This window comes from Rheinheimera tilapiae, from assembly GCF_042432165.1.
Lineage (GTDB): Bacteria > Pseudomonadota > Gammaproteobacteria > Enterobacterales > Alteromonadaceae > Pararheinheimera > Pararheinheimera tilapiae.
Genome location: NZ_JBHLXP010000005.1, coordinates 165,808 through 191,094 on the forward strand (window position 1 = coordinate 165,808; position 25,287 = coordinate 191,094).

At 52.0% G+C, this 25,287-nt stretch carries 26 protein-coding genes; 13 read left to right on the forward strand and 13 right to left on the reverse strand.

Going from position 1 to position 25,287, the window contains the following annotated elements:
- Window positions 1-90: 90 nt before the first annotated feature.
- The 9 genes from phrB to dapA form a co-directional block, all read right to left on the reverse strand.
- Window positions 91-1,533 carry a deoxyribodipyrimidine photo-lyase gene (gene phrB / locus ACFFJP_RS17020; protein ID WP_377246954.1) on the reverse strand — a complete coding sequence of 481 codons (1,443 nt, stop codon included), beginning with the start codon at window positions 1,531-1,533 and terminating at the stop codon, window positions 91-93.
- Entirely contained in the window at window positions 1,530-2,504 is a 975-nt protein-coding gene (locus ACFFJP_RS17025) for a YbgA family protein (protein ID WP_377246957.1), read from the reverse strand. The genes phrB and ACFFJP_RS17025 overlap by 4 nt, the downstream gene beginning before the upstream one ends.
- A gap of 180 nt (window positions 2,505-2,684) precedes the next feature.
- Window positions 2,685-2,981 carry an integration host factor subunit alpha gene (gene ihfA, locus ACFFJP_RS17030; RefSeq protein WP_377246960.1) on the reverse strand — a complete coding sequence of 99 codons (297 nt, stop codon included), beginning with the start codon at window positions 2,979-2,981 and terminating at the stop codon, window positions 2,685-2,687.
- Window positions 2,982-2,983: 2 nt separating this feature from the next.
- Complete coding sequence (gene pheT / locus ACFFJP_RS17035) at window positions 2,984-5,371, reverse strand: phenylalanine--tRNA ligase subunit beta (protein WP_377246964.1); 2,388 nt, start codon at window positions 5,369-5,371, stop codon at window positions 2,984-2,986.
- A gap of 14 nt (window positions 5,372-5,385) precedes the next feature.
- Window positions 5,386-6,366: a phenylalanine--tRNA ligase subunit alpha gene (gene pheS, locus ACFFJP_RS17040; protein ID WP_377246967.1), complete on the reverse strand. Its 981-nt coding sequence runs from the start codon at window positions 6,364-6,366 to the stop codon at window positions 5,386-5,388.
- Window positions 6,367-6,480: 114 nt separating this feature from the next.
- Window positions 6,481-7,212: a DnaA regulatory inactivator Hda gene (gene hda / locus ACFFJP_RS17045; RefSeq protein ID WP_377246970.1), complete on the reverse strand. Its 732-nt coding sequence runs from the start codon at window positions 7,210-7,212 to the stop codon at window positions 6,481-6,483.
- A gap of 11 nt (window positions 7,213-7,223) precedes the next feature.
- The gene (locus ACFFJP_RS17050; RefSeq protein WP_377246973.1) at window positions 7,224-8,498 is read right to left on the reverse strand and encodes a DUF8605 domain-containing protein; all 1,275 of its coding nucleotides are present in this window, start codon (window positions 8,496-8,498) and stop codon (window positions 7,224-7,226) included.
- Between the two features lie 174 nt (window positions 8,499-8,672).
- Entirely contained in the window at window positions 8,673-9,731 is a 1,059-nt protein-coding gene (gene bamC / locus ACFFJP_RS17055) for an NlpB/DapX family lipoprotein (protein WP_377246976.1), read from the reverse strand.
- A gap of 38 nt (window positions 9,732-9,769) precedes the next feature.
- The gene (gene dapA / locus ACFFJP_RS17060) at window positions 9,770-10,651 is read right to left on the reverse strand and encodes a 4-hydroxy-tetrahydrodipicolinate synthase (protein WP_377246979.1); all 882 of its coding nucleotides are present in this window, start codon (window positions 10,649-10,651) and stop codon (window positions 9,770-9,772) included.
- A 142-nt stretch (window positions 10,652-10,793) separates the two neighbouring features.
- On the opposite strand from dapA, the gene ACFFJP_RS17065 reads away from it, so the two are divergent.
- The 6 genes from ACFFJP_RS17065 (at window position 10,794) to ACFFJP_RS17090 (ending at window position 16,498) form a co-directional block, all read left to right on the forward strand.
- Window positions 10,794-11,321 carry a glycine cleavage system transcriptional repressor gene (locus tag ACFFJP_RS17065; protein ID WP_377246983.1) on the forward strand — a complete coding sequence of 176 codons (528 nt, stop codon included), beginning with the start codon at window positions 10,794-10,796 and terminating at the stop codon, window positions 11,319-11,321.
- A 37-nt stretch (window positions 11,322-11,358) separates the two neighbouring features.
- Window positions 11,359-11,820 (forward strand): thioredoxin-dependent thiol peroxidase, encoded by a 462-nt coding sequence (gene bcp, locus ACFFJP_RS17070; RefSeq protein ID WP_377246986.1) that lies wholly within the window; start codon window positions 11,359-11,361, stop codon window positions 11,818-11,820.
- A 61-nt stretch (window positions 11,821-11,881) separates the two neighbouring features.
- Window positions 11,882-12,490: a glutathione transferase GstA gene (gene gstA / locus ACFFJP_RS17075; RefSeq protein ID WP_377246989.1), complete on the forward strand. Its 609-nt coding sequence runs from the start codon at window positions 11,882-11,884 to the stop codon at window positions 12,488-12,490.
- Between the two features lie 10 nt (window positions 12,491-12,500).
- Entirely contained in the window at window positions 12,501-13,604 is a 1,104-nt protein-coding gene (locus tag ACFFJP_RS17080; RefSeq protein ID WP_377246992.1) for a PQQ-dependent sugar dehydrogenase, read from the forward strand.
- A 5-nt stretch (window positions 13,605-13,609) separates the two neighbouring features.
- Window positions 13,610-15,589 (forward strand): TonB-dependent receptor family protein, encoded by a 1,980-nt coding sequence (locus ACFFJP_RS17085; protein ID WP_377246995.1) that lies wholly within the window; start codon window positions 13,610-13,612, stop codon window positions 15,587-15,589.
- 72 nt (window positions 15,590-15,661) lie between these two features.
- Window positions 15,662-16,498 (forward strand): substrate-binding periplasmic protein, encoded by an 837-nt coding sequence (locus ACFFJP_RS17090; protein WP_377246998.1) that lies wholly within the window; start codon window positions 15,662-15,664, stop codon window positions 16,496-16,498.
- Here ACFFJP_RS17090 and ACFFJP_RS17095 read toward each other — a convergent pair.
- On the reverse strand, window positions 16,437-17,486 hold the full coding sequence (locus ACFFJP_RS17095) for an AI-2E family transporter (RefSeq protein WP_377247002.1): 1,050 nt from the start codon (window positions 17,484-17,486) through the stop codon (window positions 16,437-16,439). The genes ACFFJP_RS17090 and ACFFJP_RS17095 overlap by 62 nt on opposite strands.
- Window positions 17,487-17,774: 288 nt before the next feature.
- Between ACFFJP_RS17095 and ACFFJP_RS17100 the strand changes: the two genes are divergently transcribed.
- Genes ACFFJP_RS17100 through ACFFJP_RS17120 form a run of 5 tightly spaced genes read left to right on the forward strand, consistent with a single transcriptional unit; the run spans window position 17,775 to window position 21,250 of the window.
- The gene (locus ACFFJP_RS17100; RefSeq protein WP_377247005.1) at window positions 17,775-18,446 is read left to right on the forward strand and encodes a hypothetical protein; all 672 of its coding nucleotides are present in this window, start codon (window positions 17,775-17,777) and stop codon (window positions 18,444-18,446) included.
- Complete coding sequence (bepA, locus tag ACFFJP_RS17105; RefSeq protein ID WP_377247008.1) at window positions 18,447-19,889, forward strand: beta-barrel assembly-enhancing protease; 1,443 nt, start codon at window positions 18,447-18,449, stop codon at window positions 19,887-19,889.
- A gap of 7 nt (window positions 19,890-19,896) precedes the next feature.
- The gene (gene arsC / locus ACFFJP_RS17110; RefSeq protein WP_377247011.1) at window positions 19,897-20,241 is read left to right on the forward strand and encodes an arsenate reductase (glutaredoxin); all 345 of its coding nucleotides are present in this window, start codon (window positions 19,897-19,899) and stop codon (window positions 20,239-20,241) included.
- A complete protein-coding gene (gene wrbA, locus ACFFJP_RS17115; RefSeq protein WP_377247014.1) occupies window positions 20,241-20,825 on the forward strand; it encodes an NAD(P)H:quinone oxidoreductase in 585 nt (194 codons plus the stop codon). Before arsC ends, wrbA begins: the two co-directional genes overlap by 1 nt.
- Window positions 20,822-21,250 (forward strand): DUF2069 domain-containing protein, encoded by a 429-nt coding sequence (locus ACFFJP_RS17120; protein WP_377247017.1) that lies wholly within the window; start codon window positions 20,822-20,824, stop codon window positions 21,248-21,250. Before wrbA ends, ACFFJP_RS17120 begins: the two co-directional genes overlap by 4 nt.
- Window positions 21,251-21,303: 53 nt before the next feature.
- On the opposite strand, the gene ACFFJP_RS17125 is transcribed toward ACFFJP_RS17120, so the two are convergent.
- Entirely contained in the window at window positions 21,304-21,999 is a 696-nt protein-coding gene (locus tag ACFFJP_RS17125; RefSeq protein WP_377247020.1) for a substrate-binding periplasmic protein, read from the reverse strand.
- A 247-nt stretch (window positions 22,000-22,246) separates the two neighbouring features.
- Between ACFFJP_RS17125 and ACFFJP_RS17130 the strand changes: the two genes are divergently transcribed.
- Entirely contained in the window at window positions 22,247-22,834 is a 588-nt protein-coding gene (locus ACFFJP_RS17130) for an LON peptidase substrate-binding domain-containing protein (protein WP_377247023.1), read from the forward strand.
- A 24-nt stretch (window positions 22,835-22,858) separates the two neighbouring features.
- Here the strand turns inward: ACFFJP_RS17130 and queE are convergent, their stop codons facing one another.
- Window positions 22,859-23,524, reverse strand: coding sequence for a 7-carboxy-7-deazaguanine synthase QueE (queE, locus tag ACFFJP_RS17135; protein WP_377247026.1), 666 nt, complete (start codon window positions 23,522-23,524; stop codon window positions 22,859-22,861).
- A gap of 88 nt (window positions 23,525-23,612) precedes the next feature.
- On the opposite strand from queE, the gene queC reads away from it, so the two are divergent.
- A complete protein-coding gene (queC, locus tag ACFFJP_RS17140) occupies window positions 23,613-24,272 on the forward strand; it encodes a 7-cyano-7-deazaguanine synthase QueC (RefSeq protein ID WP_377247029.1) in 660 nt (219 codons plus the stop codon).
- On the opposite strand, the gene ACFFJP_RS17145 is transcribed toward queC, so the two are convergent.
- Window positions 24,269-25,153 carry a LysR substrate-binding domain-containing protein gene (locus ACFFJP_RS17145; protein WP_377247032.1) on the reverse strand — a complete coding sequence of 295 codons (885 nt, stop codon included), beginning with the start codon at window positions 25,151-25,153 and terminating at the stop codon, window positions 24,269-24,271. The two genes, queC and ACFFJP_RS17145, sit on opposite strands and share 4 nt — an antisense overlap.
- Window positions 25,154-25,287 lie beyond the last annotated feature (134 nt).

Consider the following 25,287-nt stretch of genomic DNA (forward strand, 5'->3'; position numbering starts at 1 on the left):
ATTCAGTTTGCATTACTCATAGTCCGTCAGAAGATTGTAGAGCACCGTATAGTTTAAAAAAGCGGCAGCAGCGCTAAGCCTATGGTGCTCTTATGCCAGCCGGACGGGTTCATCAGAAACATCTGCTGATTCGCCCCGCGCAGCTTTGAACATACTCAAAGTACGCAGCCGTGCCTTCGCATGATCAACAACCGGGCGGAAATACTGTACTGACATCGGCAACGGGTGTGGCCAATGCAGCTGTTTCCCTGTTAAACCGGCAAGTTCAGGTAAATATTTTTTCAGGAAAATCCCTTTTGGATCGAATTTTTCGCTTTGCGTAACCGGATTGAAGATGCGGAAATAAGGCGCTGCATCGGTCCCTGTTGAGGCCGCCCATTGCCAGCCACCGTTATTGGCGGCGAACTCGCCATCAATTAGCTTCGACATAAAATACCGCTCGCCCCAACGCCAGTCGATTTGTAGATCTTTTACCAAAAAACTGGCCGTGATCATCCGCAAGCGGTTGTGCATCCAACCGGTTTGATTTAACTGCCGCATCGCGGCATCGACAATCGGATAGCCAGTACGGCCTTCGCACCAGGCGGCAAACCAGGCTTCATTATTACCCCAGACAATAGCTTCCGTATCATGCTGAAAAGCCCGGTGTTTAATCAGTTGCGGATAGGCCACCAGAATGTGTTTATAAAACTCGCGCCAGATAAGCTCGGATAGCCAAACCGCGGCGCCAGTGCCCTCTTGCCAGAGTGCACTATCGGCCTCTGTTTGCAGCCGGGCAACCGCCTGCTGCGCCGATACCACGCCAATCGCAAAGTAAGGAGAGAGAGAGGATGTGCCATCAATCGCCGGGAAATCGCGCGCTTGTTGATAATCCTGCACGCGTTCGCGACAAAAGCTTCGGAGTAGCTCCAGCACTTGCTGCTCAGCCACAGGCCAAGCGGCAGAACTGTCATCTCCGACAAGCATTGGTGTAAAGCCCGTGACGTCAAGCGCAATGGTCTTTTGTACTAAAGGCTTGCTGAGCACCCGCACACCTTTGTGCTGCAGCTGCGCCAGCCAGGTTTTCTTAAATGGGGTAAAAACTTTATAAATGTCGCCGGTTTTACTGCGTACTGAACCGGGCGGCATCACACATTGACTGTCAAACCAGAAGCAAGGGACGCCCATCGCCCCAAGGGCATGCGTCACAGCCAAATCCCTGTGCTGTTCTCGCAGCTCGTATTCGGTTTGGGCATAGAGCCCCACAGCGCCTTGTTGAGCGAGTTGTCGCAGGATCGCCGTGCAATCACTGTAACAATCGGCTTCAATCGCAAGCAACGGGATCCCCACAACAGCCAACTCTTGTTGCAACGCCACAACGCGACGACGGATCAGGTCCTGCTTGATCGGCGCCATATCATGCTGTTGCCAGGTCTGTGGCGTAGAAATAAACACCGCCACCACCGGCAGCCCGGTTTGCGCCGCAGCATGCAGCGCGGCATTGTCATAATGGCGCAGGTCGTTACGTAACCAAACCAGCTGAAACGTACTCATATCCGAACGCCCAACTCTGTCGGAAACGGCTGCAAATAGCGCTGACAAGCAACATAGTCATCCGGATGTAAACGCAGATGGTGTTTGAGCAACGTCAAAGGCGCCAGCAATGGAATGTGTCCAACTCGATATTGATGAATAAGTTGCAACAATTCAGCTTTGGCTTCGGCACTCAACACTTTTTTGAAAAAGCCCTGCAGATGCATCAATACATTGGCGTGATTTTTCCGCGTAGTCGGTTGCGACAATGCCTGTTGCATCGAAATGAGGTAGCGGTTAGCCAACTCTTCCGGTGCAAATAACTTTCCTTGTGCCACCAGCCGGCCCAGTTCGCGGTAAGCGACCGGATGGTGCGCCAGTAAAACGAACTTGTACTGACTGTGATACTTCACCAACTTGCCGATGCTAAAGCCGTCAGCCATCATCTGTTGCCAATGGGACAGTGCATAAATCCGCGTGACAAAACTTTCTCGGATCCCGGCGTCGAGTAAACGGCCATCCTCTTCTACCGGCAACCAGGGATATTGCTGCATCAATTCACGGGTAAACAGGCCCACCGCCACTTTACCCAATTGGGCGCCTTTCTCGTCTACCAGCCGGACTCTTTCCATGCCACAACTTGGTGACTTGGCACAGACGATATAACCAGAAAAATCAGCCATCTGCGGCAACCGTTCGGCGCAGAGCAGCTGCATTGCATCGGTATGGTCAATACTGCTGTCTTTGTTGTTTACCAAGCGGATTTGTTCGCTGGCATTTTTCATTAACCGGATCGCTGGGCGCGGTACGCCCATACCGAGTGCCTGTTCAGGGCAAAAAGGCACAAAATCGGCAAAAGGTAATAGTGTAGAGGTACAAAATTCGGATTGTTTGTGGCCACCGTCATAACGGACTTTCTGACCAAGTACACAGGCACTGATGCCAATTTTTAATTTCATTGCAGCATTAAACAGGTTGGATTGAGGGTTCATTACAGTCCTGAAATATTTTTGGATCAGCAAAAAGAAAAAAAGTCAGATGCACGGTGACGCCTGTGCTGACATCCGTTTGAGAAATCAACTGTCCTAACGGTTCTAGATGACGTTAGCCAGATATAAAAAAAAGAGCGCTCTGGCATAGCCATTGCGCTCTTTTTTCTGCGATAACACCAGTTATTTTTTGGCGGTGCCGACTTCAACCCGGCTTTTAAGCTTCTGCCCGGGACGGAAGGTCACCACACAACGGGCAGAGATTGGAATATCTTCACCGGTTTTTGGATTACGACCTGGCCGCTGATTTTTCACCCGTAGGTCAAAGTTACCAAAGCCTGACAGTTTGACCTGATCGCCGGTTTCAAGGGCGAGACGGATCTCTTCAAAAAATGATTCTACTATCATTTTGGCGTCGCGTTTGCTGATGCCAAACTTAGTAAATAAACGTTCTGCTAAATCGGCTTTGGTAAGCGCCATTCTCAATCCCTCAACGTTGCGTTGAACTCATCTCCAAGTGCCTGCACCACGGAAGCCACCACTTGTTGGATGTCTTTATCTTCCAGGGTCCGCGTCTTGTCCTGCAGGGTCAAAGCGATAGCCAAAGACTTCATTCCGTCTGCCACACCCTGACCTGTGTACACGTCAAACAACTTTAGGTCAACTAGTTGATTTCCGCCAACTTTTCTTATAGTAGCAAGGATATCTGAAAAACGCACATCAGATTTTACTACAATTGCCAAATCACGGCGGTTTGCCGGGTATTTTGAGATTTCCTGAGCAGAAACAATGTGCTTGTCGCCAAAGGCGGCCAGCTCTAATTCGAACAGGAAAGCTTTGCCCTTAATACCCAGTTTGCGTTCGGCTTCCGGATGCAGTGCACCTAGTAAACCAACCTGCTGACCATTGCGCAGCAATGCTGCAGTTTGACCCGGATGTAAGGCACTGTGTTCACCTTTGCCAAAGCTGAATTCATCAGTGGCTGAAGTTTTGCTGAGCAGGGCTTCGACATCCCCTTTCACATCATAGAAATCAACGGCACGTTCCTGCATCGTCCAGTGTTCGTTGCCATAAGAGCCAACGATGATACCGCCAATGACCGGCACTTGACGTACACCGCCTTCTGCGGCCGCATCAGGGATAAACTTCAGACCGTATTCAAACAGACGGATGCGGTTTTGCTGGCGGTTTTGGTTATATTGCACGGCTTGCAACAAACCTGGCCACAGATTCAGCCGCATCGCCGACATGTCGGCAGAAATTGGGTTCGGCAGCACCAGCGCATCGACGCCTGGGAACAGCACTTGTTGTACTTTCGGGTCAACAAACGAATAGGTGATCGCTTCCTGATAACCGCGGTCGACCAGTAAATCACGTAAGCTATGTACTGAAATGTCCGCTTCACGGTGATCACGCATTGCCAGTGATGCCACAGGCGCCACATTTGGAATGCTGTTATAACCATAAACCCGCGCCACTTCTTCAATCAGATCTTCGCTGATAGAAATATCAAAGCGGTAGGTTGGGACTGTCACTTGCCAGCTGTCTGCCTGCTCAGATACGGCAAAGCCTAAACGACTGAAAATTTCAGTCACTGTCGCCGTGTCGATATGAATCCCGAGGATGCGGTCCAGTTTGTGCCGGGTCAGATTGATTTGCGCAGCTACTGGCAAGTGCTCGTCTGACTTGGCTTCGACCACAGGACCGGCTTCGCCGCCGACGATGTCGAGCAACAATGCGGTCGCCCGTTCCATGGCTTTGCGTTGCAATTCCGGGTCGACACCCCGTTCATAACGATGTGATGCGTCGGTGTGCAGACCATATTGGCGTGCGCGACCGGCCATTTCCGTCGGTGCGAAGAATGCACTTTCGAGGAAAATGTCACGGCTGTCTTTGGTCACACCACTGTTGAGACCGCCAAAAATACCGGCCATCGCCAGTGCTTTGTGCTCATCAGCGATCACCAACGTTTGTGGATTCAGTGTCACTTCACTTGCATCGAGCAGCACCAGTTTTTCGCCTGGCTGTGCCAGACGCACCACAATGCCGCCGTCGATTTTTGCCAAATCAAACGCATGCATCGGATGACCCAGTTCCACCAACACATAGTTGGTCACGTCAACCACCGGATCGATAGAGCGGATGCCGCTGCGACGTAACTTTTCCACCATCCACAACGGCGTCAACGCGCCGACGTTGATGTTACGAATAACGCGACCTAAATAACGCGGACAGGCTTTTGGCGCCTGCAGCGTGATAGTGCGCTGCTCGTCGATTGCAGGAGTGACAGCAGACACTTCCGGCTGACACACATCCAGCTTGTTCAACACGCCTACTTCGCGGGCAAGGCCGAGCATACCGAGGCAGTCTGCCCGGTTTGGCGTTAAGTCGACTTCGATAGCGTTATCGTCTAACTGCAGGTATTCACGGATATTTTTGCCAAGCGGCGCGTCAGCCGGCAGTTCAATAATGCCCTCTGAGCTTTCTGCCATACCGAGTTCGGATAACGAACACAGCATGCCGTTAGACGGCTGGCCGCGTAACTTAGCCGCTTTTATTTTAAAATCCCCCGGCAGCACTGCGCCGACAGTCGCCACAGCAACTTTTAAGCCCTGACGGCAGTTGGCAGCACCACAGACGATATCCAGCAGCTCACCGCTACCGATATCCACTTTGGTGACTTGTAATTTATCCGCTTCCGGATGGCGGCCACACTCAACCACATGACCAACAACCACACCGCTGAAAACACCTGCGATGGCATCAATACCGTCTACTTCGAGGCCGGCCATTGAAATCTGTTCGGCCAGTTCCTGCGTTGATAACGCCGGATTGACCCATTCCCGTAACCAGGATTCACTGAATTTCATTGTTTCGCTCCGGCTTATTTAAATTGTTTTAAGAAACGCAGATCATTTTCGAAGAATGAACGCAGATCGGTGACGCCGTAGCGCAGCATGGTCAGACGCTCAACGCCCATGCCAAAGGCAAAACCGCTGTACACTTCAGGGTCAATGCCAACGGAACGTAATACGTTCGGGTGCACCATGCCGCAGCCTAATACTTCGAGCCATTTACCGTTTTTGCCCATCACGTCGACTTCAGCCGAAGGTTCAGTGAAAGGGAAAAATGATGGACGGAAGCGGATCTGCAAATCTTCCTCAAAATAGTTGTTCAGGAAGTCGTGCAAAATGCCTTTGAGTTCAGTAAAGCTGACATTTTTATCGACCATCAGGCCTTCGACCTGGTGGAACATTGGCGTGTGCGTCATATCGTAGTCGTTGCGATAGACCCGACCTGGTGAAATGATTCGCAGTGGCGGCTGTTCAGTTTCCATGGTGCGAATTTGCACGCCAGAGGTCTGCGTCCGCAGCATCAGCTTCGGATTAAAGTAGAAAGTGTCATGATCAGCACGGGCCGGGTGATGCTCAGGAATATTCAGCGCATCAAAGTTATGGAAATCATCTTCGATTTCCGGACCATGTTTGACTTCAAAGCCCAGTTCGCCGAAAAACGTTTCAATGCGGCGAATGGTGCGGGTGACCGGATGTAAACCGCCCTGCTCGATACTGCGGCCGGGTAAGGTCACATCGATTTGTTCAGAGGCCAGTTTTTGCGCCAGCACTGCGGCTTGCATGCCGTCGCGACGCGCGTTTAATGCGTCCTGTACTTGCTGTTTCAGCTCGTTAATTTGTGCGCCGGCCACTTTACGGGCCTCGGCATCCATCGCCCCTAAGGATTTTAACAGCTCAGTGATGCTGCCCTTTTTGCCGAAATACTCGACCCGGACGTCTTCCAGCGCATTGACGTCAGCCGCAGCGGCTACAGCCTGCAATGCGCTGTCTAAGATGGCAGATAGGTTCATGATTTTCCTCAGACCAGCTTGTTTGCTAAAACCGGTGATTTTACAACAATTTCGCCGTGTTTGGGCGCGCTGTCAGCAGGAAAATTTTAGCAAAATAGCGGAAAACGCTGTGGATCAGAGGTCTGTCACGGGGAAAGTACTGCTCAGCACATCTTTAACAAAAGGAATGGTCAGGCGGCGTTGATGCACCATCGAAGCTTTATCCAGAATATCCAGCGTGCTGACCAGCGCGCGGATATCGCGTTGCTGCCGGTTTAACAGATAACGCGCCACTTCGTCTGGCAGATCCAGCCCCCGCACCCGCGCTTTTTGCTGTAGTAATTTTTGCTTGTCATCATCGCTCAGCAGCCGCAGCTGGAAGACTGTGCAGGCCTGTAAACGCGACACCAGATCCGGCAGCGTAAAACCGAGCGCGGTTGGTTGGTCGTCGGCGACGATTATCAATTTTTTACCATGTTCCGCCAGCCGGTTGTACAAATCAAACAAAGCGACCTGCCAGTGTGAATCGCCGGCGACTGCGCCGATATTATCGAGGCAAACCAAATCCAGCTGCTCCAGATTATCCAGCATGCGCGGGCTGTATTGCGCAAACTCGTCGAGCGCGAGCAGCTGACTGGTCAGGCCGAGTTCCTGCGCCTGCACACAGGCGGCGTAAAGGAGATGCGACTTACCGCTGCCAGACGCTCCAAACACAAACACCGGCGGCTGTAGCGACAATGCGGCTGTTTGCGGAAGCAGATACTGTTGAATAAATGCCACCGCCGGACTACTGTCCGCACCGTAAAAACTGTGCAGAGTTTCATCGTCCGGCAATGTGACGGCCAGCGTAAACTGGGTTGGCTGCATCTGTGCCTGCATTATTGACGGCGGAACAGGTAACGCGTGCTGATCTGCAGGGCCGCGGTGACTGAACTTTGGCCACTTTGCATCGTTTCGGCAGGCAACACTGGCGTTGTGGCAGAGACATCGGTCACGGTGGTGGCTGCGGTATTGTCACTTACCGCTACAGAAGGATCACCGAGAGCAGCCTCCATCGCCGCTTCCGCATCACTTAATGCCGGCTCCGCAACAGAGCCTGGAACGGAAGCCTGATCAACTATGGTACCTGGTGCAGCGGCGTCCGGCTGCGGCGTGAGTTCTCGCACCAGACTGAGCGCCCGATAAAATTCCTCGTTGCTGGCTGACAATTGCAATTTCAACACGGCCTGCCCGGCACTGTATTGCACCAGGCTATGTTCACGTACGGTCAGCATCGCATCGAACAGCTGACGCAACCGGGCAAGATCAGTCAGACTCGCAACACCATCAAACGTCAGTTGCAGACTGTTACTGTCGGAACTGGCACCGGGAGCTACAATACGCACGGCATAGCGGGTGGCCTGCGCTTTAGCCAATGCACTGCAAAACTGCTGAGCCAGCGCCATTGCATCAGCATTGATTAACTCGTTACTTTGCACTGCCCCATCTTGAAGTTGCTGCCAAGTCAGGCGGAACTGGACCAGGCCGCTGGCATCTGTCAGTTGATCAAACAACAGGTTATACACTTCAGTGGCCTGATACCTTGCTGATGCTTGTTGTAACAACGCCCAGTCGCCCCCCCAACTCGCGGCTTCATTCACCAGAGTGGTATCGGCTTCGTCAAATAATGGGAACTGGACACTCAAACCAAACAAAGCTGCCTGGCTCTGCAGCGCTTTACGTAATGGATGATCCGGACTTAATACAAACTGTGGCGTTTCCACCGGACGTTCAGTCAACCATAACAACACATCGGGCCGACGTGGCCCCCAGACGGGGATTTGTTGACTCTGTAACAGTCGGGTGATTTTTTGCCCGTCCAGCGTCACTAACAACTGACTTTGGCCATCCTGCTGTACCTGTTGAAACTGTACGACAAACTGGCCGCTGTTCTTCAATGCATCATTCAGCGCCGGCAAACTTTGGACGTCGGTGCTGCCGGTCAGTTTTAACAATACCGCCTGTAACGCCTGACGTTGCCACATTGCCTGACTTTGATTGGCTGGCACTGTGGCCTGATACAGATCGGTTAATTCCGCAGCTGGCGTGGTAAACGTCACAACAATCACTGACAACAAGCCAGTAACTTTCCGGAATAAACGCCAGTCAGGCATGGTAAATCCTCTCCAGTGTCGGGCCAGAGTAGCCCGTTACTGCTGTATTTTATCTGATGCTTCCGGGATCACAATGCGCTGTTTACTGTGACCCGATATCAATACCGTTGATAACAAAGCACAAGGCGCAAAGTCAGAAACTTTGCGCCTTGTCTGTCTTTTTTCGACAACCGGTCAGAGCTCCAGTTTGCCCTGACGAATAGCCGCAGCAAAAACTTCGTAGACAGCATCTAACGTGGCCTGATCCAGAACCTTGCCGTCTTTGTCTTTGATTTTAATCGCCGTGCCTTTGTCGGTTTTACTCAGCGACAGCTGATACTCACCGGCAGTTAATGGTAACTCAGGCAAATCTTCATCACCCCAGATACTGTCCCAGAAGCCCTGTTCGGCTTTGATGTATTTCAGGTAATACACATAATCAGTCTGGTTCAGATCGGTAACTTCCAGCCCGACTTTTTCCAGCAACAGCTCAAGCTGTGACCAAGTGACGTCAATCGGTTGCGTCGTCAGCATCACAGGTTCTTGCTTGTCATTGACAGCCCGAGTCAGCATTACATCCGGCAATTTAGCTTTGGCTTCACGAATAGCAGCAAGCTCAACAGTCGCAATGTGATCGATAATGCGGTTTAAGAAATGCACTTCTTCGCGGCGCTGGCTGATTGGTGTCAGTTTTTGCGTTTCGTCAGTGTATTTGTGTTCCAGCAGTTTGACTTGTACCGCAATAGTACGGCCATGGCTGCGTGGTTCCAGTACCACATTGAATTTACTTTGTTGTGTCAGCTCCTGACCTTTCCACAACCACCAACCGGTTTCCTGATAAGAACTGACCCAGTCGGTCTGCCATTGCAGTTGCTGCGGATGCGTGGCATCAATGGTGTTCTTGCTGAAGAAGCTAGTGATATTGTTCTGTAAGTAAGGCATCAAGTCGCCGGTAAACTCTGTACGTTCAAACCAGACACGGGCTTCTTTTTCTTCTTCTTCAACCCGGGCATTGGTCGCCACGGCGAGCACCTGCATTGGCGCGCGTAAATCCATTTGCTCAGGGCTGACACCGGCGGCAACTTTAGCCGGCAAATCATATTGCCCTGGTTTTTTCGGCGCTTTTAAACCAGCCGGGATATTTAATTCTGCAATACGCTGTTCATTGACAGCAGTTTTTTCGGCAGCAGGCCACAACGAACAGCCGGACAACAACAAAGTGGCTGCTACTGCGCCGGGGATCCAATAATGCACCTAAGCACTCCTATGTAAGGATAAAGTCAAAAATTCAGTTACAGATTCAGGTTGGCTGCATGCAGCGCTTGTTCGATTACGCTCTGATGAATTGGTTCCAGCTGAGTCAGTGGTAAGCGGGCAAAATCTGAAGAAATCAGCCCTAACCGCAACAACGCCCATTTCGACGGGATTGGGTTACTTTCGATAAAAAGGTCGCGATGTAACGGCTGTAAAGTCTTATCCAGCGCCTGAGCTGCCGCTGTGTTGCCGGCCCGCGCTGCTTTGATCATCTGTGCCATCGCTTTAGGCGCGATATTGGTGGTAACCGAAATCACACCATGACCGCCTTGCAACAGAAAATCACAAGCACTGGCATCATCACCGCTAAGCAGCGCAAAATCAGCGCCGACCAGAGCCTGCAGCTCTTTTAACCGAGTCAGGCTACCGGTTGCTTCTTTGATGCCGGTAATGTTTGGCACTTTCGACAATTCTGCCACAGTAGCCGGCAGTAAATCGACGCCGGTACGGCCAGGAACGTTATACAACAACACAGGCTTTTCTGTGGCGCCGGCGACCGCTTTAAAGTGCGCCAGCATGCCTTGTTGTGTCGGTTTGTTGTAATAAGGCGTCACGGTCAGAAAACCATCAATCGGTAGCGCCGACAACACTTTAGTTTTCTCAACTGCTTCAGCAGTACTGTTAGAACCATTTCCGGCGATAATCTGGATCCGGCCTTGTACATGCACCAACACATACTGCAATACGTCAATTTGCTCTGCAAAAGGAATGGTCGCGGCCTCACCGGTCGTCCCCATAATAATCAGGCCGTCGGTACCGTTTTCCAGCTGATAATCCAGCAGTCGCTTTAGGCTCGGGTAATCTACCTGACCATCTTTGAGCATTGGGGTTATAAGGGCGACGTGACTACCACTGAACATTTTAACTGCAGCTCCATAAAAATCAGGCTGCTCATATTAATGACGGCAGTGCCTGAACACAAGCGCACGTTCCTTCCCTGATGAAATTTCAAAGGATTATGTTACACTCCGGCCCTCATTGAATTTGGATTTATACGCGCTCATGCCCCAACAACTGGTCGTCACTGCCATTGGCACAGACCGTACAGGTATCGTCAGTCAGCTGGCCCGTCTGGTCAGTGACTGCAACTGCAACATCGTCGACAGCCGGATGGCGATTTTTGGTAACGAGTTCACGTTTATCATGTTGTTATCAGGTGATGCTGCTGCGATCAGCAAAATCGAATATCTGCTGCCAAGTTCCGCTTTTGAGCTTGATCTGCTGACGATGTCCAAACGTACGTCGTCCTGCACTTTGCCCACGCTATCAGCACCTTATATTGTTGAATATACCGGCGTGGACCGAGTCGGCACGCTGGGTGCGATCTCCAGCCTGCTGGCGGAACATCAGGTATACATCGGAGCCCTACGCTCGGAAACGCTACAGCCGGATCCGCAGCAACCGGCACAAACGCATACTGTGATGACTGTGCAATTACCACAAGGTCTCGACAGCGACAAAATCAAACGTCTGCTGCAGGCCAAATTTAATCAGATGCAGTTGCAGGGCAGCTTCGAACCACAAAGCTAAGTCCTGCCACCGCGACCGTTGCCGCAATGGAGAGAACATGCAAACTTTAACTGCTGGTCAGCAAGCCCCCGACTTTACCCTGCAAGATCAACATGGTGATTCTATTGAGCTAAAAGCGCTGCTCGCCAGTCATCGGGTGTTGTTGTACTTTTATCCAAAAGCAATGACGCCAGGCTGCACAGTACAAGCCTGTAGTCTGCGGGATGTCAAAGCCGAGCTTGCCGCTAAAAATGTGGTGGCTGTTGGCGTTAGTACCGATCCGGTCAAAAGTCTGGCCAAATTTACCGAACGTGACGCACTGAATTTCACACTATTATCCGACCCTGACCACCAGCTAGCCGACGCTTTTGGCGTTTGGGGTGAGAAGAAATTTATGGGGAAAGTCTATGACGGGATCCATCGCATCAGCTTTTTGATTGAGCAGAACGGCCAGATCAGCCAGGTGTTTGACGCGTTCAAAACCAGCAACCATCATGATGTCGTTCTCAAAGCGTTATAAGGTCGCTGTCAGCGGCCGTTTTTATCCGGCGGCAGTTGCCGCCTGCAGCGGAGCATAGATTATGAAGCTTTATTTTGCCCCGGCCGCCTGTTCGCTGGCCTCGCATATCGCGCTGGAAGAAGCGGGTTTAAAACATGAAATCATCCGCGTAGACCTGCGCAGTAAAACGCTGCCGGATGGCAGTGATTATCGCCTGATTTGCCCGCAGGGTTATGTGCCGGCGCTGCAACTTAAAAATGGTGAGCTGCTCAGTGAAGGCCCGGCGTTGTTGCAGTATATTGCCGATCAGGCGCCGGCAGCCAATCTCGCCCCTGCCAATGGTAGTTTTAGCCGCTATCGCTTGCAGTCGTTGCTAAATTTTATTGCGACTGAACTGCACAAAAACTTCACGCCACTGTTTGACCCGACTGCTGCGGACGTGACAAAAGACGCCACTCGCGCGCGCTTGACTATACGTCTGGCGCAAGCGGAACAACTGCTCAACGCGCAAAACTTTCTGCTCGGCGATTATTTCACCGTAGCTGATGCCTATTTGTTTACGGTGCTGGGCTGGGCGCGGATGGTCAACGTCGATTTAATGCCCTACCCGTTGCTGCAACAATTCCAGCAGCGTGTGCAAAGCCGCCCGGCAGTGCAACGTGCAATGCTGGCGGAAGGATTAAAGGTTTAAGGAGTATTTCATGCGTAAAACTGTTCTGGCTTTAACCTTATGCAGCGCTGCTGTCATGGCTGATCCGGCGTTTATCGCCACTCAGCATGGCAATCTGAAAATCGACACTGTAGCCACAGATCTGGCGCATCCATGGGGCATCAGCGTATTGCCGGATGGCCAACTGCTGGTCACTGAACGCGACGGACGGCTGCGGTATATCGATAAAAGCGGCAAGGTCAGCGCCCCAATCAGCGGTTTACCTGAGATTGTCGTTGCAGGGCAAGGCGGTTTACTGGATGTATTACTCGATAAAGACTTCGCCAGCAATCAACTGATTTACCTAAGCTACGCGGAACCAGGTGCCGACAACACCAACAGCACCGCAGTGGCCAAAGCCCGGCTGGATGGTCAGTCATTAAAAGATTTCAAAGTTATCTTCAGCCAGACACCAAAATTTGACAGCAAATATCACTTTGGCGGTCGTCTGGTGCAACAAGCCGATGGCAACCTGTTTGTCACCACCGGTGATCGCGGCAGTCAGCGCGAAGCAGTGCAGAACTTAACGACCTTAATAGGCAAAGTTGCACATATCACTCCGGACGGAAACGCTGCGCCTGGTAATCCATTTGCGCAGGATAAAACTGCGCAACCGTTAATTTGGTCCTATGGCCATCGCAATATTCAGGGCGCCACGCTGGATAAAACCGGCCGGCTCTGGACCCATGAACATGGGCCGCAGGGCGGCGATGAAATCAATATCACCGTAGCTGGTAAAAACTATGGCTGGCCAATTATCACTTACGGTGAAGAGTACGGCGGTGGCGTGATCGGCGTGACGAAAAAACCGGGGCTGGAACAACCGCTGCATTATTGGGTGCCGTCGATCGCACCAAGCGGCATGCTGTTTTATCAGGGCGCGATGTTCAGCAAATGGCAACATAACCTGTTGGTCGGCTCGCTGAAATTCGGTCAGCTGGTGCGTCTGGAAATAAAAGATGACAAAGTGGTACATGAAGAGCGTATCCGGATCGGTGCCCGCATCCGCGATGTAGAAGTGGCGCCGGATGGCGCTATTTATCTGCTGACCGATGAAGACAAAGGCGCTGTGCTGCGCCTGACTTCGGCCGGCTAAGCTCAGTGCTGCTGTGGTTACCGCTGAGCGGCGCTGTATTGGCAGGTCCTGTCGCAGATCCGCTGGAACATCTGACCATCAGCGCCACAGCGCTGCCCGTGAGCTGGCTGGCAACCCCGGCGGCTGTTAGTTTCCGCCAGTTTGATGAGGTTATACCCGCTCAAGATGCGCTGAAACTGCTGCAAGGCATGGCAGGTGTACAAGCCGACCTGCGCAGTAATCTGGCTCAGGACAGCCGGCTCAGTATTCGCGGTTTCGGCAGCCGCAGCAGTTTTGGCGTCCGTGGCGTGCGGATGTTGCTGGACGGTATCCCGCTGACCACTCCGGATGGTCAGACGCAGCCCGGAGCATTATTTGCCGCCGATCTCGCCAGTGTCGAAGTGTTAAAAGGCCCTTTTGCAGCCTTGTACGGTAATGCCGCCGGTGGTGTTATTGCCTGGCAAAGCAAGCCGGCAGAGCCTGGCCTGCTGGCGATATCACACCAACAAAGTGCAGATCACAGGCAGCAAAGTCTGCGCGCTGATGGCGCTTTCGGTACTGTGATGCTGCAGCAACTGGATCATCAGGGCACCCGTCCACACAACCGTGCCAGCCGGCAACAGGCCTTGTGGAAACAACAGTTTCAGCTGACAGACTCTGTGAAGCTCAATGCCCGGATCGACTTTAGCCGCGACCCGCGTCTGGATGACCCGGGCGCACTGACGCTGAGCGAGTGGCAGCAAAACCCAAACCAGACCTCCGCCCTCGCCTCGCGTTTCGACAGCCATAAAACCACATTGCAACGCCAGGCTGGTATCAGTCTGCAAAGCAGCCACTGGCAGCTCAGCAGTTATCTGACTTCACGCCAGATCACGCAGTTCCTGACCCAAACCGGTGAAGCCATCACCAGTTCCGGCGGTGTCGTAGATTTGTCACGCGACATGTTCGGCCTGCAATGGCAACAACAAGATCGCTGGCAAGATCTGTCGTGGCAGTGGTCGCTCAGCCATGAACAAAGCCGCGACGACCGGCTTGGTTATGTGAATCAGTTTGGCCGGCAAGGCGCGCTGCGTCGGGATGATGTCAGCACCAGCCGCAGTCAGGATGTTGCGCTGCGTCTGAGTTATGACGCCAGCGACGCGCTGACGTTGCATGGTGGCGCCCGATTAGCCTGGTTGCGCTTTGAAAGCATGGACCGCTTTATCGTGCCCGGCAATCCCGATGACAGTGGTGCAAAACAGGATCAGGGCCGTGCTCATGCGCTGGGGTTTCGTTATGCGTTGAATGAACACTGGGCCTGGCATGCTGCCACTGGCCGTGGTTTTGAGAGCCCGACGCTGACAGAAATGGCTTATCAGCGTGGCCAAAGCGGCCTCAATCTGGCGCTGCAAAGCGCCCAGAATCGGCAGTGGGACACTGGCTTAAAATGGCAACAATACTCCACTGCCGGACTAAGTCAGGCGCAACTTGACCTGTTTTATCTGACCAGCGAGCGCGAACTGGTCGTCGACAGCAGCAGTGGCGGCCGGACTGTGTTTAAGAATGCCGCCGGCACCCGGCGTCAGGGCGCTGAGTTCAGCCTGCAACAACACCTAGGTCAGTCCTGGCAACTGGCCTACAGCCTGACCTGGCTCGATGCGACATACAGCAATGCCGCCGCGGGTCAGCAGTTACCTGGTGTCGCGGCGCAACAGCAACAGCTGCAACTGAGTTTTGAACCTGGCAGTGGCTGGTATGCTGCGCTGCGCTATCGCCGGCTCAGCCGTGTGGCGGCTGACGATCTGAATCAGCAATTTGCGCCAGCCTATGGCCTGCTTGATGTCGACACTGGTTGGCAGGGGCAACATGGTGTGCTGGACTGGCGTCTGCATCTGAGTGCAGAAAACCTGACCGATCAGCGCTATATCGGCGCCGTTGTCGTCAATCAGGCGTCAGGGCGCAGCCTGGAACCCGGGGTGCCGCGACAACTGAGCGCTGGAATGCAAGTCAGATTTCAGGTATTCTGACGCCTTTGAAATTCAGGAATTCTCCGCAAGGAACACGACACTGTCAGCGGCCCCTATTGAAGTCAGGTGTGTATGCCAACTGTGTTGATTAAATTGCTGTCTGTTGCATTGTTTCTGCTCGCTTGGCCCCTGCAGGCTGCGCCACCGCTTCGCGCTGATATGCCGGTGTTGAAACTGGCGATGTATCATAGCCCTCCTTATTATTTCACCGAAGATGTTGCGGAACCGCACGGCTTGTCACTGGATTTGTTAAGACCTGCGGCCCGCCAGCTTGGTCTGCGTATCGAAATAGTGGTTTGTCCGTTTCCGCGCTGTCTGAAAATGGCTGAAACCGGCGAAGTCGATATCGTTGCCGGCTTGCTGCATTCGCCCCAGCGTGAGCAATTCCTGCATTTTATCCAGCCAGCCATGATGAACTTTGTCTCGTCGTTTGTGTTTTACAGCCGGCACAATCAGCGCCGGGAGATCCACAAAGTCGAAGATCTGCAGGGCTCCACAGTCACGGTGATGCGTGATGCGGTGTATTTCAACGAATTTGATCAGGCAACAAACTTTGAAAAAATTGCCGTGAACACTGAAGCAATTTCATTAGACATGGTCCACAAAGGTCGGGCGGATTATGCCATCACGGTCGAGCAAACCGCCGAGGGTTCATTTTCCGCTGCGGGTCTGAAAATAACTGACCTGAAACGCCAGCCTTACCACGTCAATCAGAATATTCGCGGCTATCTGGCATTTTCTCGTCAGTCGCCAAATTTCCAGCTGGCACCGAAATTGGAACAATTGTTGGAACAGCAATATCGCGCCGGTATGTTTCATTTGTTGTGGCAAAAATATCATTTACCGGCTATCCGGGCGCAGGTCCAAAGGTATGAAAAAGAACCTTTAACAGCGACGCCAGTGGAATAGCAAACACAACGCCCCAAAAACCAAAAAGCCCGCCAAACACCAGCACCGCTAACATGATATAAAACGGATTCATGTCGACGACGCGGCCGAACAACATCGGCACCAGCAGATATGCATCCAGCACCTGTAACATCAGATAGATCAGCAGCAACCAGCCAGTGGTGCTGCTCAAGCCCCATAAACCGATACTGACTAACACGACTGGCACTGTCACCACTGCTATACCCAGATATGGAATAAACACCGACAGCCCAACCAGAATTGCCAGTAGTAACGCATAGGGCAGCGCAAAAGCACTGAATAACAAGAAACAGGCCAGCGCAAGCAGCACCAACTCCAGCAACTTGCCCTGAATGTAGCCAAGCAGCTGATGATCAAGTTCCTGCCAGGCCGGCCGCAGTAAGTGACCGGTCCCCGGTAACCAACGCTGGATGCCATGCACCAGACTGTCTTTATCTTTGAGCAGGAAAAACACCATCATCGGTAATAACACCAGATAAACCAGCGCATAAAACACCCCGGCAACGCCATCCAAAGACGATGCCAACAGCGTATTGAGAAAAATCAGACTTTGGCTTTCCAGTCGCTGCAACACAAGTGTCAGCTGACGCTCGCTGAACCAGTTGTTTTGTGCTGACCACAATTGCTCCAGATAGAGCCGTCCGGTTGCGGCTAGATCAGGCAAAGCACTGAGAAACGCCTGTCCTTGCACCCAGACCAGCGGCAACAAGGTCGCCAGCAGCCACCAAAGCAATGCTCCGACCGCCAACATCACGATACAAACGGCATGCGACCGCTTGACTCCCGCCGCTTGCAGCCATTGCACCGGTCGCTCCAGCAGATATGCCCCGACCAACGCCAATAATGCGGGGAGCAACACATCACCTGCGGCATATAAACCAGCGGCAACCAACAGCAGACTAAGCAGTAATAAACGCTCTGGCGTCAGACTACGGGCATACCAGGTTTGCTCTATCGGTTCTGTCATGATGCACTCCACAAGATCATCGGGTGATGTCCACTGTAAATCCCCAGCTACTGTTGTTTGTTGATCAACGTGGCACTGTTTATCACTGCACTGCATGACCATCGCGCCACATTGTACAATTGCCGGCCAAACGACTGGAAAAGTCAGCTGGAAGGGACAACAGCCAAAGAAGTTGTGATACATTTTAACTCTATGACAAAACAGCGGCTTTTGCTGGTCCGGACTGTCCCGGCGCCGGAATAAAGCCTGACGCTGCAGCTATCAGCACCGGGCCAGGAGGAATAACCCATGTCTCAAGGTGGCAACAGACATAAGTTACCGGCAAATCCGTCGTTAAAAGACATTAACTGGTACAAAAAACAAATAAACTGGGGCGAACTGCCGCCGTTTTACCATATGGTGTCGCAATCGCTGGGCGAATCTGAGGGGATGCTGACCCACGGTTTTGATACCGCGGTGAAAAAAATCATTGATAAACGCAATTGGAATCTGTCGCTACTTGGCGGTTACATGGACGACAACAATGAGATCCACTGTGACAACAAACCGCGTATTGCGTTGTATCAGGTTTTTTCTGAACGTGGTTTTGAACTTCACGCTATCCCCTATGCCAAAGACCAAGAGATTGACCAGTATGTCAAAGGCAACAGGCTAATGGAGTTCAATCTGTGGGACCCGCTTTCGATGCGATTGTTATTGCGGGTCAACCAATTACACAAATTCATCGGATATTACTTTGAGCATGGCGACGATGCAGACTTTGCCTTAATTTTGCATGCACACAAGACCGTACACAAAGTCATTCAGTTCATGCAGCAATATACCAACGTCACAAAAGTCGAAGGGATGACCATCAAGGCATTCTTTGAGGCGCAGGAAAAACGCCTGGGCCAGGCTGATGCCGACGCATTACAGCTGCAAGGATTGAGATCCGGGATCCAAGGTGAGCACAAGAAGTAGATGACGTATCTCCTGAAAATTGCGTTTTGTTCGGTGCTGGCACTGCCATTGAGTGCAGCGGCAGTCAATTCTACCACCCTGCCCGATCTGGGCGTGAATGCCTTCTCCAGCTTGTCACCGGAAAAAGAAAAGCTGATTGGCGATATGATGCTGAAGCAAACTAGGGCCCAGCTGCCAATGGTCAGCGATCCGTTATTAGACGAATATCTGCATACGCTGGGTCAGGCATTAGTGGCCAAAGCTGAAGGCGTTCGGTTTCCATTCACTTTTTCCTGGGTCAACAGCCCGGAGATCAATGCTTTTGCCATGCTTGGCGGCAACATAGTGTCAAATACCGGCACGCTTGCGGTCGCAGACAGTGAAAGTGAATTCGCCTCGGTCATGTCGCACGAAATTGTCCACGTCACGCAGCGCCATATCGCGCGGGCAGTGGAGGCTAAATCACAAAATGCGCCGCTGACGATGGCATCGTTATTAGGCTCAATCCTACTGACCATCGCCAATCCGGAAGCCGGCATGGCCGGCTTAATGGCCACTCAAGGCATCGCGGCACAAACAGCGATCAACTTTACCCGCAGCAATGAACAAGAAGCAGATCGCATTGGCATTCAGCTATTAGCCAAAGGCGGTTATGACCCCTACGCAATGCCTGAGTTCTTCAACAAACTCAGTGAAAAAACCCGTTTTAGTAATACCCAGCTGGCCTTTTTATACACTCACCCGTTGTCACAGGCGCGGATCAGCGATTCCCGGGTACGGGCAGAGCAATTTGAGCGCAAATTTGTGCCGGACAGCAGCGATTTTGCGCTGGCTAAGGCACGGATCTGGGCGCGCTATCAGTTAAAAGGCAAAGAAGCGCTGGCATATTTTCAGAAAAAAGTCGCCACGCCCGGCGGTAATACCAAAGCAAACCAATATGGTCTGGCGTTGACACTGTTCGACAACGGTGACGTCAAAGCTGCAGAACAGATCCTGCTGAAGCTGCGCGCGCATGACGACAAAAATCTGTTTTACATTGATGCCATGACTGACGTCTATATACAGACCAAACAAACGGATAAAGCGTTGCAGATGCTGGAACAGGAATATCTGCTGCGGCCAAACAATCAGGTCATCACGTTAAACTACGCGAACGCCGCGATGGCGGCCAAATCCGAACGGCTGGCGCTGCATCTGCTGAAAAACCTGCTGTACTTTAAGCCCGATACCTATTTGGCATATGAAATGTTGATTGATGCCTACAAATCACTGAACGATATGGCAAAGTACTTTGAAGCGCGCGCAGATCTGTATTATCAGCTGGCGATTTACCCTAAAGCCATCGACGATATTAACGAATCGCTGAACCGGCTGGCTGAAACCGACAAACTGGAAAGCCGCCGGTTAGAAGCCAAGAAAAAACAGTGGCAGGCTGAATTCGCCCGCCTGAAGCAACTGAACTGAGTATTGCATGCTGAAGATTTACCATAACAACCGCTGTTCAAAGAGTCGCGAAGCATTGGCTTTGCTGACTGCGCAGGGTCTGTCGTTTGAAGTTGTTTATTATCTGGAGACGCCGCCGGATCACAGTCAGCTGACGCAGTTATTGCAAAAGCTTGGTTATCAGCCCCGCCAGCTGCTACGGGACAAAGAAGCCGAATATCTGGCGCTTGGGCTGGATAATCCGGCGCTGACCGACGACGAGCTGATCCATGCGATGGTGCAAACGCCCAAACTGATTGAACGTCCCATTATCGAATGGGCCGATAAAGCCGTCGTGGCGCGGCCTCTGCAAAAATTACAGGACCTGCTCTGATGCCGGCTCAGGTGTTGATCCTGTACCATTCGCGCCATGGTTCAGTGCAGTTGCTGGCCGAAAAAATTGCCATCGGTGTGCAAAGTGCCGGCGCTGAAGCACTGCTGCGCACGGTCGCAGCTATCACGCCAAATCCAGTACATTCGCCAGCGCATCCTGTGGTCAGCAAAGCGGAGCTGATCCAAGCCAATGCGATCGCCATTGGCAGCCCGGTGCGCTTTGGGCAGATGAGTGTTGAAATGAAATACTTCTGGGAACAAACCACAGATCTGTGGCTGCAAGGCGCACTCATTGATAAACCAGCCGGGGTCTTTACTGCGTCTTCATCGATGCACGGTGGGCAAGAAGCCAATCTACTTGGCATGATGCTGCCTTTACTACACCACGGCATGGTCCTGCTCGGCCAACCTTATGATGCGCCCGCGCTGCATCAAACCCAGAGCGGCGGTACGCCGTATGGCCCGACCCATGTCAGTACTCATGCCGGCAGTCAACAGCAGGGGCCGCAATTGAGCAACCATGAATCCATATTATGTCTTGAATTTGGCAAACGCCTGGCGCGTTTTGCCGGGAAACTACAATGAACGTGTTATTTGAACAACAATCACCACTCGCCCCATCAACCCGCCGGCTACTACGAATTGGCCAAGCGGGATATCTGGCCCTATTTCTTCTGATCCCGCTGTGGGTGTTATGGTTGGCGCCGCCGGAAATGGGCAGCGCCCGGGTATTGCTGGCTTTGTTATGGGGGCCGTTATGGTTACCACTCAAAGGGATCTGGCAAGGCAAAGCCTATACCTTTGCCTGGGCTAATTTTATCGTGATGATTTATTTTGTGCATGGACTGACTCACCTGTGGGTCAGTCAGGGCATGGCATTTTATCTGGCTCTGGCCGAAGTCTTTTTTGCCTGTCTGATGTTTTATGGCTGTACCTATTACGCCAGAGATCGCGGCAAAGAACTTGGGCTGAAGATACCAAAATTAAAAGATGATCCGATTGGCCAATAAATCCCGTCACTGACAGTGTTTCCGCGCAGGCTGATGATTCAGCCTGCAGGGTTTTAAGACACCGGCACGCCTTTATATTTTTGTACTAATTTCTCGATAGTTCCCAGAGCTTTGAGCCGGCTGAATGCCTGCAAAATAGCCTGCCGACGCGATGATTGCTGACTTACAGCACAAAATACGCCCGGTGGTTCACTCCACAACGGTTCTGCCACAAAGTCGACATCAAACTGGTGCTGTGCGACCAGATAAAAAAAACTTAAATCGACAGTCATCACTGCATCTAAACGCTGTTGCGCCAGCCGTTGCAGATTACTTTGCAACGAATGCGCGTCATCACGGACAATGAGGCGTTCAACAAAAGCCTGTTGCAATTCAGGATAAACAAAACCAAAAGTGGTCCCAACGCGTTTGTAATACAAATCTGCCAGTCGTCGAATAGGCGCACTGTCCGATCGACGAATAATCAACTGCCGGCTGAAAAACAGCGTGTCGGTCCAGTCAAAGCGTTTTGGTTCACTCACCCAGTCCGGATTTAAAAAACAGCCAACTTCCGCCTGACCACTGCTGAGCCATGGTTCCAGCCGGGCGCGCGGAATATCCAGATAGATCACCTGGCTGCGCAACTCTAACGCTACCAAATCGAGGATATCCTTTGCTAACCCACCGGATAATTGCCCGCTGCCGGAAAACATGGCAAAAGGCACAGCATTGGTATCACTGACCGCAGCTTTTAACGGCGGCGATAACACGTTCAGAGATTTAATGCCCTCCGCCTGCGCAGCCCCTGTTACTACCAGTCCAGATAAAACGAAGCCGCAAAATAGCGCCGACCATCTGGCCGAACGCTTACAAAAATCAGGCATGACGGACGCAACCTATTCAGATGCTGGTTGATTTACCATAACAAAAAATCAGTAAAGTTTCAGCAGGCACAAACAAATCCAGCCTCAGTCCCACGTCGTATCCTCCAACATGAATAATCAGAGACGGTCACCCATGTCAGAAGCTATTGCATTATTTCCGCTCAGTCAGATTGTGTTACCACAAGGAAGGATGCAGTTGCGGGTATTTGAACCCCGTTACCAGCGGCTGGTGCGAGAAGCACAGCAGCGTCCGTTTGCCAGTGCTTTGTTAAACCCTTATGTCCATCAACAACACCCGTCGCGGATTTTTCCGGTGGTGACACTGGTTCAGATCATTGATTTTTGCCAGCTGGATGATGGCTTGTTGGGCATTACCATCGAAGGCACTCAACGGCTGCGGATCTGCAAACGCTGGCAGGAAGCCGACCAGCTGCACGTTGCTGAGACCGAACCGCTGGCAGACTGGCCGTCCCAACCACTGACAGCTTTGCAGCAACCTCTGGTGGCTGCGCTGCAGCAGATTTATCAGCAAAACCCCGAACTGGCAGCGTTATATCCGACGCCAAAATGGCAGGATGGCTGCTGGCAGGCGCAACGTTGGCTCGAAGTTCTGACGATGCCCGCGCAACTAAAATCCCAGCTGCTGGAAGCCAATAGCGCGGCTCCTGCGCTGGACACGCTGTGTCAGTGGCTGTCAGAAGAACAAAACGCCGCTAGCTGACGCAGCTGGCATCGAATCATGCCATCAGTTGATGCCAAGATATTTATGTACTTGCACACTGAGCCGCCAGTTATGTTGTTTACACATATCAATTGCCAGCGCGGTCGCTTTGGCCTTCTGACTGATTGGTTGCAGATAAATTAGTTTGCCGCTGCAATCCACCAGCGCCAGCAATGCCTGTAACTCTTCAATATGTTTTTCCATCGCTACCGGGTGTTTGATTTCATTGGCGCGCTGCAGGCAACTGGTCAGGACCGGATAACCACCTTTCATATTCACTTTCGGTGAGACAGTGACCCAGGTCGAAGCCGGCGCCAGAATTTCAAAGGTACCGCTGGTTTCAATCTGGGTACTATAGCCATGAGCATGCAACAGCTCACACAACGGATTTAAATCATAAATACAAGGCTCGCCGCCGGTGATCACGACATGGCGGGCGCGATATCCACGTCCATTAAACAACGCCAGCAAATCGTCAGCACTGGCACTGGCCCAATGGTCAGATTCGGCCTTTTTAGTGCTGGTATCGCTCAGCGCGATTAATAAAGCCGGTTCAATGTCCCAGGTATGTTTAGTGTCACACCAGGCGCAACCAACAGGGCAGCCCTGTAAGCGGACAAAAATCGCCGGAGTGCCGGTATAGCTGCCTTCACCCTGGATAGTTTCGAAGATCTCGTTGACTTTATACACGGCGAATTGATTTCCTTTAGCATCGGGCCGAATTGCAGTACAATGCGCGCCCCAAAAATTGTTGGCCATTATAACGGGAGCTTTCCAGATGCCGCAAAAAGTTGTTGTGATTTATTCCGGTGGTATGGATTCTTTTACCGTGTTACACAAAGCCATCAATGACGGTCACGAAGTGTACGCGCTGTCGTTTAACTATGGCCAGCGCCATGTGCGGGAACTGGAATGTGCCAAGGCCGTCTGTGCCGAGCTGGGCATTAATCACAAAGTGGTCGATATTTCCGCGATTAATCAATTGATTGGCGGCTCGTCGCTGACCTCAGATATCGAAGTCCCGGAAGGCCATTATGCCGCTGACAATATGAAGTCGACCGTCGTGCCTAACCGCAATATGATCTTGATTTCACTAGCAGTTGGCTACGCTGTTTCCTTGGATGCGCAAGCGGTGTATTACGGCGCTCACTCCGGTGATCACTTTATTTATCCGGATTGCCGGCCGGAATTTGTGCAGAAAATGCATGATGTCTGTCAAATCGCTAACTATGAGCCTATTGCGATTATCAGTCCGTACCTACAACAAACCAAAATTGAAATTCTGCGCGATGGTCTGGCGATGGGGCTGGATTACAGCAAAACCTGGACCTGTTATAACGGCCGGGCTAAAGCCTGTGGCAAATGTGGCTCTTGCGCTGAACGGCTTGAAGCTTTCACGTTAAATCAGGCAACAGACCCACTGCCCTACGAAGCTTAAACCGGCGCATGACATTTTAATAAGGTATACAGCGCCTGCATGGCGCTGTGACTATCGCCGCGCCGGCTTGCCAGATACATTGTTCTCTTCAGGCCCTGCGCGCCAAGCGGCCGCGTGACAATCAAGCCCTGACTCAAAAACGGCTCTGCCAGCCAGACTGGCAGCACTGCAATACCCTCGCCAGCCGCGACCAGCTGCAGCATCTGGCTCGCTTGCGCCACTGATTTGCGTTCGCCACTGAAATCGTGTTTTTTCAGAAAATAACGGAACAAATCCTGTCGTTCCGGTGGAATTGGGTAACTTAACAACAGGGCCTCGCGTAAATCCTCCGGTGCCAACCAACTTTTTGCTGCCAATGGGTGCTCTGGTGCCAGATAAGCCAGTAGCTCCAGTTCAAACAGCGGCTGATAACAGACCTGCTGCGTCAGGCGCTCGTCCGTCGTCAGCACCAAATCCAGATCGCCAGCCAACATCGCTTCAATCGCATGATGTTCAATCTCAGTATCCAGGTTCAGTGCCACTTGTGGCCATTGTTGGCGAAAGGCTTTGACCGCTGGCAGCAACCAATGAAAACAGGCATGACATTCCACCGTCAGCCGCAACTGTGCCGGCAGCTCTGGTTGCTGTTTAAGCTGAGTTTGCACCGCATCGATTTTAGGTAGTACTTCATCGGCTAACTGCAGCAACAACTGCCCTTGCCAGCTAAACTGCACCGGCTGCGACTTCCTGACAAACAATGGCTGGCCAAGCTGTTGTTCAATCTCTTTGAGCTGATGCGACAACGCCGACTGCGTGACAAATAAACGGCCGGCAGCGCCCTGCATCGAGCCCGTCTGCGCCACTGCGCGAATGGTTTTTAACAGCTTTAAATCGATTTGCATGAGTTTTACTCAGGTAGCCCGCGATGGGAATTTAATGGCCTCGGCGCACTGTAATCACTTTAAATAGACATATCAACATCTAGACGTCCGTTTAATTAAAAATCTATGCAGCTAAATGGACGGCTGGAAAATTT